Origin of the sequence: Phormidium tenue FACHB-1052 (assembly GCF_014696675.1) — a bacterium.
In the GTDB taxonomy this organism is placed as follows: domain Bacteria; phylum Cyanobacteriota; class Cyanobacteriia; order Phormidesmidales; family Phormidesmidaceae; genus Nodosilinea; species Nodosilinea tenuis_A.
Map to the genome: position 1 here is coordinate 438532 of NZ_JACJQN010000002.1, position 13545 is coordinate 452076.

The following is a 13545-nucleotide window of genomic DNA, read 5'->3' on the forward strand; positions in this document are numbered from 1 at the left end:
TCTTAAAATCTAGTGAAGAAAATGCCGCACGCCGGTCATTGCCATCACCAGGCCGAGTTCGTTGGCTGCTTTGATTGAGTCCTCATCGCGACGGCTGCCGCCGGGCTGCACCACAGCGCGAATGCCTGCAGCGGCGGCGGTGCGTACTGAGTCGTCAAAGGGGAAGAAGCCATCGCTGGCCAGCACCGCCCCCTGGGCTTTTGCGCCCGCCTGGGCCAGGGCAATGCTGACCGAGCCGACACGGTTCATCTGCCCAGCCCCAATGCCGAGGGTTTGCTGCTGATGGGTGACGACGATCGCATTCGACTTCACGTGCTTCACCACCCGCCAGGCAAACAGCATTTCGGCCAGCTCGGCCTCGGTAGGCTTAGCTTCCGTAACAATCTGCCAGGTAGCAGGGTCGTCGCGATAGGTGTCGGGAGCCTGGAGCAAAAAACCGCCCGCGATCGCATTCACTACCTGCTGCGGCCCAGTCAGTAGATCCTCCAGCACCAGCACCCGCAGGTTTTGCTTTTTGGCGAGGATGTCTTGGGCGGCGCGATCGCACCCCGGAGCCACAATGCACTCTAAAAACGTGCCCGTGAGCTGCTCGGCGGTGTCAGCATCGATGGGGCGATTGAGCACCACAATGCCGCCAAAGGCTGAGACATCGTCGGCATCGTAGGCGCGACGGTAGGCGCTAGCTAGCGTGTCGCCCATCCCCACACCGCAGGGGTTGGTGTGCTTGAGCACGGCGGCGGCGGGGCGATCGCTGGGGAACTCGGCAATAATTCGCCGCGCTGCCTCTAGATCCACCAAATTGTTGTAGCTCAGCTCTTTGCCCTGGAGCTGTTCAGCTCCAGCCCAGCCGGTGGGCACAGAGCCGGTGCGGTACCAGGCCGCCGTTTGGTGAGGGTTCTCACCGTAGCGCAGGGTGGCCTGCTGGCGACCGGTCATCGCCCACTGCTGGGGCAGCGCACCCTCTTCGCTGGTGGCAGCGGTGAGGTAGGTGGCGATCGCCTGGTCGTAGCTGGCCGTATGCCAAAATGCTGCCCGCGCGCAGGCTTGCCGAAAGGCTAAGGGGACTTGTCCTTCGCTAGCTCGCAGCGCGTCTAGGTAAGGCTCATACTGCTCGGCGCTGCACAGCACGGTGAGATGGGTGTGGTTCTTTGCTGCCGCCCGCAGCATGGCTGGCCCACCAATGTCGATATTCTCGATCGCATCGGCCATAGTGACGCCGTCTTTAGCGATCGTCTGCTCAAAGGGGTAGAGGTTCACCACCACCAGATCTAGCGGGCGAATGCCGTTGTCGGCCAAATCTTTTTGGTCTTCGGCCAGGTCTTGCCGGGCCAAAATACCGCCGTGGATCTTGGGGTGCAGGGTCTTGACGCGCCCGCCGAGAATTTCTGGCGACCCCGTGTAGTCAGAGACTTTGGTGACAGGGAGGCCTGCTGCTGCGATCGCCTTTGCCGTACCGCCGCTGCTGATCAGGTCAAAGCCAAACTCTTCTACCAAAGTTTTGGCTAACTCCACCAGCCCGGTTTTATCCGATACGCTCAACAGTGCCAGGCGCGCCATAGTCTCCATCCTCGATTTTGCAGACCCCTACTATACCGAAAAAGCCCTCCCGCCCCTCTCCCGCCCCCCATCTTCCTCACCTCCCTCATCTCCCCTACTTCTCCGTCTCCCCCACCCCCTCCTGTGGCACCATAACAATGCTCCTCTCACCACAGGATGGCGCTCCATTGCTCAGCTCAAACCTCGGTGGGCCACTACTATGGGCGGCGATGATCACTCAAGAGCCCACGCTCAACACCCCACGGCTGCGGCTGCGGCTTGGCAAATCCGGCGACATTGCCGAGATTTTGCGCTACTACCACGACAACAGCGACTATCTACAGCCCTTTGAACCTCAGCGGCCAGACGACTTTTACACCCCAGACTTTTGGCGAAATGTGTTGAATGCCCGCCGCAACGATTTCTACTCCGGTCAGGCGGTGAAGCTGTTTATCTTTTCTCGCGGTGAGCCGAGCCAGGTGATGGGCACCATCAACCTCAACACCATCATTCGCGGCGCGTTTCAGGGGGCCACCCTGGGCTATGGCCTCTCTGCCGAGCACCAGGGCCAGGGCTACATGACCGAGGCTGGCAAAGCGATCATTGCCTACGCCTTTGACGACCTCAATCTGCATCGGGTGATGGCCAATTACATGCCCCACAACCACCGCAGCGCCAACGTGCTCAAACGGCTAGGCTTTCAAATTGAGGGCATTGCTCGCGACTATCTGTTCATTGACGGCCAGTGGCAAGACCACGTGATGACTAGCTTGGTCAACCCTAACTGGCGGATGCCAGAGCCGTAGGCCGATGACGCCCACAAAAAAACGCTCCAGCGGTATCTGGAGCGTCCGACCATCAGGAGGAATATAGTTAGGCAGCCTGGCGTTTGGGGCGTTTGCGCTCAGACTTTTTCTTCAGGCCGATCGCTTGGGCTTCGTTGCTGTCGGAGCCAAACTGGCCGCGCACGCATTCTTTCATAGCCAGCACGGCGTTGTGAAATTCCCACTCGGCGACGCGGGCGGCATCGGTGGCGGCTTTGGCGAGCGCGAGCTTTTCGGTTTCGGTCTGCTGCATGGCGCGCATTTTGGCGTGGGCTAGCTGCAATGCGTCGGGGGTGGCTGCGGCGCGAACGGTGCTGTAGGTGGGAATGGTGCCAAGACCGTGGAGGGAGTCGATATCTTTGTCGAGAATGGCGGGCCGCAGGCGGCGGCTGGTATCAGTAATGGGCATGATGCACTCCTGTTTCAGAGTTGGGAATAGTGGAAAGCTGGGCGAATGCACGGCAGGTTAAAACTTGCCGTAAGGATAAGATGCCCGCTTGATAAGGCGATCGCGCGATCGTCACAAAGTTTTTCGGATAGGGAGCGATTGCCTATGCCTATTAAGCTTAAATTTGCTGGTGTTAGGTGCGTTGTGCTTTGCTCAGGTTACAAACGGTTGATTACTCGTATACGCTGCCTCTGACATCAATGTCGTAAATCAGCAGCACTTCAATTTCGCCCGCAACCACTGTAAAAATTACGCGAATCTGACCAATCCGCAGCCGGAAATAACCATCCCATTGCCCTTTGAGCTTTTTGATGTCTAGCTCATTAAAAGGGATAACCCCTTCGACTTCGAGCATAGACTGAAGCTGAAGAATTTTTTGACGGATTCGGTCAGCGGTCTTGGCATCTTGTTTTTTGAGAAACCTAACAGCCCGTTTACTAAATTGAACCTCCATGCTGCACCCAATCTGTTAGATCAATAAACTCGTCTTCGTTGTAGTCATCGGGAAAACCAAGGGAAGCTTCAATCTCAGCCTGCTCGTCATCGCTGACAAAGGGCATCAGAAGCTGACACAGATTCAGGCGTTCTTCGCGCAAGACTTCTCGTAGGCTTTCTTTGATTAACGCCTTTAAAGTCTGCGAGTCTAAAATGTTTGTAGATTCCATTCGCATTACACCTCTTCGGTTATAGATGTTGCCATATTTCATCCTCTTAGTGAGTAGCATCTGCCAGCTTTTGCAGGGCTACTTGCTTATTGTCTATCGCTAGCTGATAATCAGGTCTAACCGCTAGGACAGCGTCATAGCAAGCGATTGCATCCTCATAACGACCTAAATTGAATAATGCTCTTCCCTTATTATTCAGCAGATCGCAATCATCAGGCTCAGCCTTCAAGGCTGCGTCATAGCTAGCAATTGCTTCTTCATCACGTCCTAACGCACTTAGAGCATTGCCTTTGTTATAAAGCACTTGGGAATCGTTAGGCTCGATCACCAAAGAAGCATCATAACAAGATATAGCTTCCTCGTAATGTTGACAGTCAGACAAAGCAGTTCCTTTATTAAAAAGAGCATCTTTATTGTCAGGTTGAACTGCCAGAGCCTCGTCATATAAACTCACAGCCTCTTTGTGGTAGCCTAATCTCCTAAGCGCACTACCTTTGTTGATCAGCGCAACATGATCATCGGGCTTGATAGATAGAACCACACTGAAACAATCAATACTTTCCTCATAAAGGCCGATCTCAATTAGTGCTACGCCTTTGTTATTGAGCGCATCAAGATCATGACTATCCATCTCTAAAGCACTGTTGTAGCAATCAATCGCTTCTTTTACTTGCCCTAAAGCAGCTAGCGAAACTCCTTTTGCAGAAAGCATTTGCGTGTTTCGAGGCCGTAGTTTTAACGCAGCATCATAGCAGCTTACAGCTTCTTCGTGACGCCCTAGAATCGCCAAGGAAATCCCTTTGACAGAGAGAATGTTATAATCGCTTGGAATTTTCTTTAAGTAGTTATCTAAGCAGGAAATCGCTTCTTCATGATGACCTGCTGAAACCAGAGCAATACCTTTCCTTAAAAGAAGATGACAGGAATCTGGTTGAATTCTAAAGGCAGCATCAAAACAAATCGCTGCCTCTTCGTAACGGCCCAAGAGATCTAGTACGTGTCCCTTGTTCCCGATTGCTTCATGCCTATCAGGGGAAGTTTCTGCAGCTAGGCCAAACGATAAAGCTGCTGCTTCATAACGACTCAAGCTACTTAGTGCAGATCCTAAATTATTCAGTGCATTGTAATTTCCGGGGCTCAACTTTAAGGTTGAACTATAGCAATAAACTGCCTCTTCAAATCGCTGATCAACAGAAGAGATATTGCCTTGTTCAAAGTACAACCTGCTAACCTCTTCTTCCGAATACTCCCCTTCTAACAAAAGATCTTCGATTTCTAAAATGCGTTCTCGACGTTTTTGGGTTGTCCAGTTTGTGTACTTGCTGATGTCGCCCTCTTGCAAAATCTGTTGAGTCTTTTGCTTCAACTCCTCTTGCTGCCCCACAAACTTCCAAACGCCCGATCGCCAGTCGAAGAAATCTGCTGCACGGCGAATTAGATATTTCATCGCATAGGGCGGCACCACAAACACAAAGCAAAGCTTTAGCGTTTCGCGAAATTTCTCGCGCTGCAAATTCAGCTTGCCAAGAATCTTCGGCACCGTGTCTTTGGCGTAGTAGTCGCCCTCGCTGCCGTAGCCCGGTTTGATGTAGGGCACCAGCGACTTCTCTAGCCCGGTGATGAACAACACGTTGGTTCTATTAACTTCGGGCAAAGCGGCAACTGTTTCGTAGAGGTCATCAATTTCGCCCTCAAGGCGCAGCACATCCACCGTTTTGTCGATAACGTCGTCGCGCACACGGGCGATCAGTTCCTCGCCCTGGGCAGGTGAGCATTGCACAAACAGCAGGCCAAACCCCTTCGCCCAGCGAATGGCCCGCACCAGCGCCGCGTACTCTTCCTCGGCTGAGGGGGAGAGGTCTTCATCCCATTCAGTTAGCTCAGGTTTCGCCATAGAGCGCTACTTCATTGAGAGCGTAGGGTGGGCATTGCCCACCATTAACATGTGCAGCCTTACTAAGGTTCCTTTGGTCTATCAGATAGCAATGACGCGTCCCAAGATGAATGGCACTGCCGAGACGTTGGTGGGCAGTGCCCACCCTACCTATGTTTCTAGTTTATCTAACGCCGATTGAAACTCCTTCACGCTGCGCAGCAGGGGGTGCACATCGCGCCAGCAGACAATTTCGCCAGCGTCATCAATGTAGCGATACTCCAAAATGCAGCGGTTAAACAGCAAGTCGCGGTAGGCCTCGTCGTTCAAAATGTCTTTGATGTGCCACACCTTGGCCAGCAGCCCCCATTGGTTGTCGTACACCGCGTTGCGGTAGGTGTTACGGGCCTTGGTAATGGCCAAGCGCACCGCCTTTTTGCCAATGGGCAGCGCCGTAGTCTGCTTAATCGCCTCCTGCGCCATCAGCATCAGGTTGCGCATGTGGCCGCCGCTCATCAGGCAAAGCTGGTCGAGAGTTTCGCCATCGTCAAAGATGTCACCCACCAGTTGAGCCTCAGGGCTCACCGATTCGGCATGAAACACCCGCTGGCGCACCAGCTCGCGCATAATGGCCAGCCCCGGTTCGCATACTTGCCCCGCTTGGTCGCGCACCATCACCATCGGCAACACTTGAATTTCGGCATCGTAAATGTCGCGCAGATCGGGCGCGCGGCCTGAATACACAAGCGAAATCGGCACGGTGTAGATGATATGGCAATCCAGCATTTTGAGCTGTTCGCTGCGATCGACAAAAATCTGCTCGTGGTTGCTAGGTTCGTTTTCTCTCAGAATAGATGGAATGCGATCGAGACTATCGACGATGAGCACCAGCTTGTGGGTCGTTCGCTGGGGCGTTTGAGCGATCGCCTCTTTAATAAACGTATTCAGCGCCTCAATCAGCGAGGGCGTATGCGGCTCCACAATTTTGCGAATTTGGGCGCGGGCTGTAGGGCTAACCTTGAGCGTAGTGGTGAGCTTGCTAAAGGGAACCTCGGCATCAATGCTGTCGAAGCCGACCTCGCTCTGCATAGCATCCACTAGCTCAGTCTTGCGCGACTTGAGCCACTGCTGAATCGGTTTCTGATCGCCCTGCAAATCTGCCAGGAGGTTGCGTGTACAGGCCAACAGAATGTCGGTATACTGCGCGTCCTCAGGGTCAATGTCGGCCTCTTCGGCGGCAAAATAGACGACACGGTAGCCGTCTTGTTCTAGGGCTTCTTTGAGCCGCAGCAGCTCGGTCGATTTGCCTGCGCCCCGATGGCCAGTGTAGAGCTGGTGAGTGATGCGATCGCTGTAGGTAATCTGCCGCCCCACATCTACCAAAATATTCTCTTCGCCCCGCACCGCGCTGCAATTGACATACACCGGGTCGCCGGGGAGCAGCGGCTCGAAGGGGTCGAAAGCGTTATAAATGCTGCGCAGAATCTCAAAGTCGCTAGGCATTGCCGGGGCCGAAACAGGGCTAGCCCCTATGGTAATGCCATAGCAACGACTGGTTTCGCTAGATCCACCGCCTGCAATGCTATGTCACCGGGTGGTATTGGCATATAATCGCCCTGCATCGCTATATCATCGCCCTGCAATGCCATATCACCGGGTGGTTACGCTATGTCACCCCGCTGCAATGCCATGTCACTGGGTGGTTATGGCAAGTCAAGCCGCTGCTATGCCAATGCGACCGCCAACAATAGGATGCGGCCTACCGACTCAGCCTTAATCTGCCGCTAAAAACGCCAAATAGTCGCTAGTGAGTTCCTTCACCGCCGCCTCATAGAGCTGCTGCCCATGCTCGGGGGTGGCCAGGGCTGGGTTAGAACCCATGCGGCCATCGGGGTAGCGCAGCCGAAAGTCCGTAGGGCTGTAGATCGCATGGCCCGACGGAGCCACCTGCGGCTCTAAAGTCGCCTGCTTAATGAAATCAGGATACGCGTACTGCGTCAGAGCCACCTCGCTGGGGGTGGCGTGGGAGCCCTCCTGATCGCCGTAGAGTTCTTTCGCCAAGGTGTAGACCGATCGCGCCATAAACCAGTTAGCCGTCTTGCAGCGCACCCGCTCAGCATTGGGAATGTGGTCATGGGCTAAGGCCGTGTAGGCTTCGGCAAAGGCCGCCTTCAGTGTGGCGATGTTGCCGCCGTGGCCATTGACAAAAAAGAACCGGGTAAAGCCGTGACGCACCAGGGGCGTGAGGTAATCCTGAATGACAGCAATCATCGTGCTGGGGCGCAGGGTCATAGAACCGGGAAAGGCGGTGTGGTGCAGCGCCATACCTACATTGATGGTGGGGCCAACCAGCGCATTGGCGGCCTCGCCGACACCCTTGGCCACTACCTCAGCGCAGATTGCGTCGGTGCCAATCAGACCGGTGGGGCCGTGCTGCTCTGTGGAGCCAATCGGCAAGATAATGCCTGACGACTGAGTGAGGTAAGCCTCAACTTCGGGCCAGGTGCAGAGGTGCAGCAGCATAGGGCAAGACACGAGAACAGGGCTGATTTCTCACTATAGCGCTCGCCCTCGGACTGTTGTGGGCAAGCGAAGGTAGGGCTTGCTACACTACAGTTTCCGCTTCACTGATATGAGAAGAATGAATGCCTCGGGGAATGTTAAGGTACAGAACCAGATTCGCTGCGATCGCTAGCTTTGGTCATCTACCTAGACTGCTGACGCGTAGTTTAGCTAGAGCGAAGGCACATTCACGGGGCCAGGCAAAGTCTGTGATGTAGTCAACCCCGTTTCAGCTGGGTGAACGCTCCCCTCCGTCAGCGAAGCGACACGAGCGTTGATGTTACCTGTGAAGGAGCCGCAATTATGCTACACCGCAAGATCTATCAACTCTGTTGTGATGGTCAAGATGTGTGGATTTTTCTACGGGATCAACAGCGTTGGATTGAGCGGGCGAAGATTTTAGATGTCGAAGGCGATCTGGTCACCTTTCGCTACGAAACTGAGGAAGAAGACGAGATTTGCTCCTGGGAAGAAATGGTGCGTATAGAGAGCATTGGTGCAGTTACCAAGCGCCTCGCCGCCGTCCCCAGAGGCGATGTTGAAATTAACGTTTCTGAAGACTGCCCCGAGACCGAGCAACTGAGCGACCCCTACCCAGAGTCGAACGCTGACTAAGTCTGCCAGTTTTTCGAAATCCTCAGGAGGATGACCAGGTAGAAAGCCTAGTCATCCTCTTTTTGTTTTGAACCACAAAAGGCCACATCGGTCGACTGTGGCGCACGTTTGACCGTTGAAACATCAACCCGTTCGCTTGAATTTGCTTAATTTGCTGGCCCGCTCGGGTCTGAGAACGTGTTGATATAGCCGTTGCCGGTGTAGACGCCGGGTGGCCTCGGGGCGGAGAAGGGAGCAGGTTCTGGTTGAGGAGTGGCGCTAGGGATATTGCCTGGCACCCCAGACGGCGGCTGCGCCGTCACCCCCGCCGAGGGTGCGGCAGCTGGAGTTCCAAGGTTTAGGTTGAGCGCGGCGGGGGCCACTGGAGCTACTGGAGCTACTGCTGCTGGACTAGGCGCCAGTGTGGGCGGCAATGTGTAACCTGTTGTGCCCGGTGGCGGCGACATCTGTGGAGTAGTGCGAATAAACCGCTGGTCTACCCCAGGCAGGCTACCTTCGACCATCCAGGGCGAGGGCGTCAGATTGTCGGTAGGGGCAGCTTCAGCTACCGGATTGCGATCTTCGGACGTTGTCTCGGAGGAAGGGGCAGCATTGGCACGGCGCTGGTTAAGCGCTTGTTGCAGGGCACTGGGTTGGGGTGCGCCCTCGCCAGACGTCGGGTCGGCTGCTGATTGGCCAAGCGATCGCGTGGCATCTAGATTGGCTTCGCTGCCGCTGGCTGAGGGGCTGAACCGAAAGCGACTGCGTTCTAAATAGTTGGCAAAGGGGCTGGTGGGGGCCTGCTGCTCTTCTGTAGCGGTGGGCAGCGCTAGCGGGTCGGTATCGGGCGATCGCGCCGCCTCTTCTAAAGCAGTAGCCGTACTGGGCTGCATCTGGTCGAGCAGCACAGCTAGATTGTCGATTTCAGCCAGATCGGCCAAATCGTCGTTGGATAGGTTGCCCAGGTTGGTGTTGGGGTCGACGGCGGCACTGTCAACCGCTGGGTTGTACTGACTGCGCCACTCGGGGTGGCGCGAGTACTGCGGCACGGCAACGGCTAGCAACCCCAGCAGGCCAAGACCGCCCCACACCGTCGGGCGATTGAGCGATCGCCCTAGGGATTGCAGGCGTACCAAGCGATAGCGTAGAGCGGGAGGTAAGGTCATGGGCTGGCCCACGCAGACAGGTTCATAGTAGCTACTGCCATTCTAGAACCTACACCATGCAATGCTGTGGCCTCACGTTGTCATTGATGGCTTCAGCACTAGCCAGTCGCCGTCTACCACGGCAACTAGCCCACCGGGAAAAGGATCGCTCTGGCTGCCCTGGGGGGCGACGAGTAAAGCGATGAGTTTCTCGACATGCTCGAAGCTGACCTGGGCTGGGGTCACCTGCTGAAGCACCCGCCGCAGCACCCGCCGCTGGAGGGCCAGGGGCGCGGTCCTGAGGCGCGATCGCTGAATTTTCCACGCCTCGCCCTCCCCAGCGGGAGGTAAGACCGATGTTTCATACAACTCGCCCGCCATCGCCTCTAGCAGCTCCACCTCAGCCGTCAGTAGCTCAGCCGTATTCGCCAGGGTCATGTCTACCCCAGGGTTAAAGTGCTGTTGCAGGTAGGGCAACAGCTCTAGGCGAATGCGGTTACGGGCATAGCCGGTGTCCTGGTTGGTGGCGTCTGACCAGATGGGCAGGTCAAACTGGCGGCAAAACTCCCCGGTCTGCTGGCGGGTCAGTCCCAGCAGGGGGCGCACTACGGTGATGGGGCTGGCTTTAGAAAGAGGTCGCTGCCAGGCTAGGGCCTGGAGGCCATCGGTGCCGCTGCCTCGCAGCAGGTTGTAGAGCAGGGTTTCGGTGCGATCGCTCGCCGTATGCCCCGTCACCACATGGGTACAGCGTTCTTGACTAGCCAACGCTTCAAATACCCGATATCGCCAATGCCGCGCCTGGGCTTCGGTAGCGTAATCGGCATCGGCGGTAACCACCTCACAGGGAACGCCCCAACCTTCGCACAGCTGCCGCACAAAATCGGCGTTGGCCGCCGAGTCGGGTCGCCAGCGGTGATCGCAATGCACCGCTCGCAGCTGCCAGCCCCACTTGGGCCGCAGATCGACCAGCAGCTTGAGCAGGCACACCGAATCTTGCCCGCCCGATATCGCCAATAATCCTCTCGCCCCCCGAGGCAACAGCGGACGAACTTTGAGCAGCCGATGCACCCCGGCGTGGGTAGTACTCCAGGGAATCCCGTCCCTAGATGAAGAGCCCATAGATGAAGGGAAACGCGTCCTTCCCAGGCTACCTTACCCAGGAATTTCGCCGGGCTTTGATCCTCAGCACGCCGCTGCGATCGGGCTGAATCTCAGAAAAATCTGTGGCACACTTGGGGCAACGGCTCCTCCGCAGTTTTGAACGATATGGCGATCTATGACTCAACCGTACCAGGCACTTATTGATGACATAGTAGCCGCCACCCTCAAGGGCAAAATTCAGTCGAAACAGCAGGTCTACCGCATGCTGCAAGCGGGCATCGAGCCAGGCGGTGGCGAACTGTTTGAGCGGGCTTTGGCCAATACTCTGGCCGCCTTAGAACCCGACTTGGCTCTTGGCGATGATGAATTCAAGCAGGCTAAAGCCCTGCGCCAACAGCGCGCCCTCCGCACCATTCAGGGTGAATGGGAGCGCTGGCAGGCCGACAACCAAGCCACAGCGGTGCTGACCGGCATAGAAGCCGAAATTCTCAATGCACCACCCGAGGATCGGCTGTCTCGTCTCCTCGCCGCCCTCGACCCCAACCGCGAGCACCCCCTCTCTCGGGAGCAGTTGGGGCAGCTAGTGCGGGCGCTCAAGCAGGCTCCGGTGCCGTCTGAATTGGCACAGGCTACGGAGACTGCTCCGGCCCTGGCTACTTTGGCTGACGGGTTAGAGCAGGGGCTAACCGCCTGGCAGAAACTTGAAGGCGACGTAGTGGGGTGGATCTATGCCCAGGGTCAGCAGATGGGCTTTAGCGAGCCTGGGGAAGAGTCTGGCCCGTGGCAGCACTGGGCCAAAATTGTGAGTAACCCGGCACTGAAACGCCTGTTTGTTGACCTGGCTCAGCATCAGACAGTCACTGCCGCTGGCGTAACGGCTCCCTTAGCCGTGGCCGATTGGGTTGCCTGGGGGGTGGTTTTACAGCGCCTTCAGCTGGCCCTGGTGAACTGGTTCGATCGCCAACCCTATGACCCTCAATCGGGCAAGCGGCTGTCGATCGCGACCTTTCTCACCTTTGCCGTGGTCTGGGGGCAGATCTCTGATCGCCTGGGTCAACAGGGCCAACGCATTCTGTCGATGGGGTCGTTTCAGCTAGCACTCCAGGGGCTGCGGCAGTTTGCGAACCAGAGCTATTTTCCGCTCTATGGCGGCCTATTTACTGCCCTCTCTGGGGAGCCTCTGCGCGCCCTGCTGGAGTACCTAGATCAGCCCCTGCAAGCGGTGCCCAACACGGCGGTAAAAGCCCGCATTCTCACCCTGCTGGGCTATTCGCAGCGGGCGCTGGGCAACTACAGCCAGGCTCAGCGCTTTCACCAGCAGGCCCTAGAGGTGGCCCGCGAGGCCCAGGATGTGCCCTGCGAAATCGCCAGCCTCAACCATCTCAGCCGTACCTCAGTGGCCCAGCAAGACTTTGAGGCCGCCCAGGGCCACAGCCAGCGGGCGCTGATCTTAGCCCGTCAGAGCGGCGATCGCATTGGTCAGGCCAACGCCTTGGCCAATGTGGGCTACAGCCAGGTCGCCCAGGGCCAGTCCCAACTGCTGGAGTCCGAACAGTACGAAACCGTGCTCAGCTACCTAGAGCAGGGGCTGGCGCTGTCGAAGCAGGTGGGCGATCGCCCCAGCCAGGCCCTCTGCGCCAACAGCCTTGGCATCGCCCAGCTCAAGCTGGGGCAATATCGGGATGCGATCGAGTCTCTTCAGCAGGGGCTTCAAGTGGCGCAGGCGATCGGCGATCGCTTTCTAATGGCCTCCAATTTTGCCAACCTGGCCGCTGCTTACCAGGGCGACGGCAACCTGGAGCAAGCGGTGCTCACGGGCTGCCTCGGCATGTATCTGCACCACCAGATTGACTCCCCCGAGTGGCGGCAGCCCGCGGCCCTGCTCAGCATTCTCTACGGGCAGCTGGGGCCAGAGACCTTTGAGGGCATTCTTGCCGACCACCGTCGCCAGTTTCTCGCCGTAATTGGCGTCGATGGCTACGACTTCTTGCAGCCACTGCTGGCGCGGTATCGTGAGTCGTTGGAGTAGGGCCTGGGCAAGGGAAACGGCTTTCAGGGAATCCACTCGACCTAAGTTTGGGCATGGTGCCGGCCCAGGGTGGGGGCGATCGCGCTAGAGCTTCTTAAAGTATCTGGCGACAGGCCACAGCTCAAAGCCCGCCTTTTCATAGGTGTGCCGGGCAGGGGCGTGGCCAGGGTCACCGCCGGTCTCCACCATCGCGATTGCCATACCGGCCTCTTCCATCCAGCCCAGCGCAAATTTGATTAAAGCACTGCCAACGCCGCGACCCTGAAACTCTGGATCAACGGCAACCATGTAGATCTCACCCATGCTGTCTGCCGAATGTAGCTTGACGGCGATAAACCCCACTACCAAATCTGCCTCCCTAGCCACCCAGACGGTGGTGTCTGCCGCAGCGCAGACATCCTCAACCGCCTTTTGCTGGCTCCCCCGCCAGTGCTCAGGATAAAACGCCTGATACACCTCGGCATTCATTGTGCTTTGAATTGAATCAAAGACTGGGGCCCAGGCCCGCAGTGCCAGCCGAACAACCGCATCGAGGTGGTGAGAGGCATAGGGTTCAATGTCCATGTTCTTGTGGCCAGAACTGGAAGCCGGTGGCTTGGTCGAACCTATTTTAGGGCGAATTTCTGTGGCTCTGACAGTCCTGAAAGCCTACAGCTGATGAAGTCTGGGTTGGACAGCCAAGCTATAACAATTAAGCTATCAAGCTTTTTTCGCTCTTCTGTTTTTGTTCTTTTACCATCACCCCGGAACCCGCCGACGGTTCAGTGC

13 protein-coding genes are annotated in these 13545 nt (G+C 56.7%); 3 read left to right on the plus strand and 10 right to left on the minus strand.

The annotated features are described in order from the left end of the window. Window positions 1-9: 9 nt before the first annotated feature. Window positions 10-1557: a bifunctional phosphoribosylaminoimidazolecarboxamide formyltransferase/IMP cyclohydrolase gene (gene purH / locus H6G07_RS05885; protein ID WP_073607111.1), complete on the minus strand. Its 1548-nt coding sequence runs from the start codon at window positions 1555-1557 to the stop codon at window positions 10-12. Between the two features lie 137 nt (window positions 1558-1694). Between purH and H6G07_RS05890 the strand changes: the two genes are divergently transcribed. Continuing rightward, a complete protein-coding gene (locus H6G07_RS05890; RefSeq protein ID WP_242026637.1) occupies window positions 1695-2342 on the plus strand; it encodes a GNAT family N-acetyltransferase in 648 nt (215 codons plus the stop codon). Window positions 2343-2409: 67 nt separating this feature from the next. On the opposite strand, the gene H6G07_RS05895 is transcribed toward H6G07_RS05890, so the two are convergent. From H6G07_RS05895 to H6G07_RS05920, 6 genes are all read right to left on the minus strand, one after another. Beyond that, window positions 2410-2769, minus strand: coding sequence for a hypothetical protein (locus H6G07_RS05895; RefSeq protein WP_073607109.1), 360 nt, complete (start codon window positions 2767-2769; stop codon window positions 2410-2412). Window positions 2770-2980: 211 nt separating this feature from the next. Next, entirely contained in the window at window positions 2981-3262 is a 282-nt protein-coding gene (locus H6G07_RS05900) for a type II toxin-antitoxin system RelE family toxin (protein ID WP_073607108.1), read from the minus strand. Beyond that, the gene (locus H6G07_RS05905; protein WP_073607107.1) at window positions 3246-3473 is read right to left on the minus strand and encodes a hypothetical protein; all 228 of its coding nucleotides are present in this window, start codon (window positions 3471-3473) and stop codon (window positions 3246-3248) included. The genes H6G07_RS05900 and H6G07_RS05905 overlap by 17 nt, the downstream gene beginning before the upstream one ends. Window positions 3474-3519: 46 nt before the next feature. Further along, a complete protein-coding gene (locus tag H6G07_RS05910) occupies window positions 3520-5367 on the minus strand; it encodes a tetratricopeptide repeat protein (protein WP_073607106.1) in 1848 nt (615 codons plus the stop codon). Window positions 5368-5517: 150 nt separating this feature from the next. Then, window positions 5518-6849 (minus strand): DEAD/DEAH box helicase family protein, encoded by a 1332-nt coding sequence (locus H6G07_RS05915; protein WP_073607105.1) that lies wholly within the window; start codon window positions 6847-6849, stop codon window positions 5518-5520. 270 nt (window positions 6850-7119) lie between these two features. After that, window positions 7120-7869 carry a creatininase family protein gene (locus H6G07_RS05920; protein ID WP_073607104.1) on the minus strand — a complete coding sequence of 250 codons (750 nt, stop codon included), beginning with the start codon at window positions 7867-7869 and terminating at the stop codon, window positions 7120-7122. Window positions 7870-8211: 342 nt separating this feature from the next. On the opposite strand from H6G07_RS05920, the gene H6G07_RS05925 reads away from it, so the two are divergent. Continuing rightward, the gene (locus H6G07_RS05925; protein ID WP_073607103.1) at window positions 8212-8523 is read left to right on the plus strand and encodes a DUF6679 family protein; all 312 of its coding nucleotides are present in this window, start codon (window positions 8212-8214) and stop codon (window positions 8521-8523) included. Between the two features lie 146 nt (window positions 8524-8669). Here the strand turns inward: H6G07_RS05925 and H6G07_RS05930 are convergent, their stop codons facing one another. Beyond that, on the minus strand, window positions 8670-9668 hold the full coding sequence (locus H6G07_RS05930) for a hypothetical protein (RefSeq protein ID WP_139296918.1): 999 nt from the start codon (window positions 9666-9668) through the stop codon (window positions 8670-8672). Window positions 9669-9740: 72 nt separating this feature from the next. After that, window positions 9741-10766 (minus strand): tRNA lysidine(34) synthetase TilS, encoded by a 1026-nt coding sequence (gene tilS, locus H6G07_RS05935; protein ID WP_199311925.1) that lies wholly within the window; start codon window positions 10764-10766, stop codon window positions 9741-9743. A 157-nt stretch (window positions 10767-10923) separates the two neighbouring features. Between tilS and H6G07_RS05940 the strand changes: the two genes are divergently transcribed. Continuing rightward, window positions 10924-12777 carry a tetratricopeptide repeat protein gene (locus H6G07_RS05940; protein ID WP_073607101.1) on the plus strand — a complete coding sequence of 618 codons (1854 nt, stop codon included), beginning with the start codon at window positions 10924-10926 and terminating at the stop codon, window positions 12775-12777. A gap of 84 nt (window positions 12778-12861) precedes the next feature. On the opposite strand, the gene H6G07_RS05945 is transcribed toward H6G07_RS05940, so the two are convergent. Further along, window positions 12862-13341, minus strand: coding sequence for a GNAT family N-acetyltransferase (locus H6G07_RS05945; protein WP_073607100.1), 480 nt, complete (start codon window positions 13339-13341; stop codon window positions 12862-12864). Window positions 13342-13545: the final 204 nt, after the last annotated feature.

Bases quoted from the DNA above. Each gene is read 5' to 3' on its own strand.
- purH (WP_073607111.1), bottom strand. From the start codon at position 1,557: ATGGCGCGCCTGGCACTGTTGAGCGTATCGGATAAAACCGGGCTGGTG.
- H6G07_RS05890 (WP_242026637.1), top strand. From the start codon at position 1,695: ATGCTCCTCTCACCACAGGATGGCGCTCCATTGCTCAGCTCAAACCTC.
- H6G07_RS05895 (WP_073607109.1), bottom strand. From the start codon at position 2,769: ATGCCCATTACTGATACCAGCCGCCGCCTGCGGCCCGCCATTCTCGAC.
- H6G07_RS05900 (WP_073607108.1), bottom strand. From the start codon at position 3,262: ATGGAGGTTCAATTTAGTAAACGGGCTGTTAGGTTTCTCAAAAAACAA.
- H6G07_RS05905 (WP_073607107.1), bottom strand. From the start codon at position 3,473: ATGGAATCTACAAACATTTTAGACTCGCAGACTTTAAAGGCGTTAATC.
- H6G07_RS05910 (WP_073607106.1), bottom strand. From the start codon at position 5,367: ATGGCGAAACCTGAGCTAACTGAATGGGATGAAGACCTCTCCCCCTCA.
- H6G07_RS05915 (WP_073607105.1), bottom strand. From the start codon at position 6,849: ATGCCTAGCGACTTTGAGATTCTGCGCAGCATTTATAACGCTTTCGAC.
- H6G07_RS05920 (WP_073607104.1), bottom strand. From the start codon at position 7,869: ATGCTGCTGCACCTCTGCACCTGGCCCGAAGTTGAGGCTTACCTCACT.
- H6G07_RS05925 (WP_073607103.1), top strand. From the start codon at position 8,212: ATGCTACACCGCAAGATCTATCAACTCTGTTGTGATGGTCAAGATGTG.
- H6G07_RS05930 (WP_139296918.1), bottom strand. From the start codon at position 9,668: ATGACCTTACCTCCCGCTCTACGCTATCGCTTGGTACGCCTGCAATCC.
- tilS (WP_199311925.1), bottom strand. From the start codon at position 10,766: ATGGGCTCTTCATCTAGGGACGGGATTCCCTGGAGTACTACCCACGCC.
- H6G07_RS05940 (WP_073607101.1), top strand. From the start codon at position 10,924: ATGACTCAACCGTACCAGGCACTTATTGATGACATAGTAGCCGCCACC.
- H6G07_RS05945 (WP_073607100.1), bottom strand. From the start codon at position 13,341: ATGGACATTGAACCCTATGCCTCTCACCACCTCGATGCGGTTGTTCGG.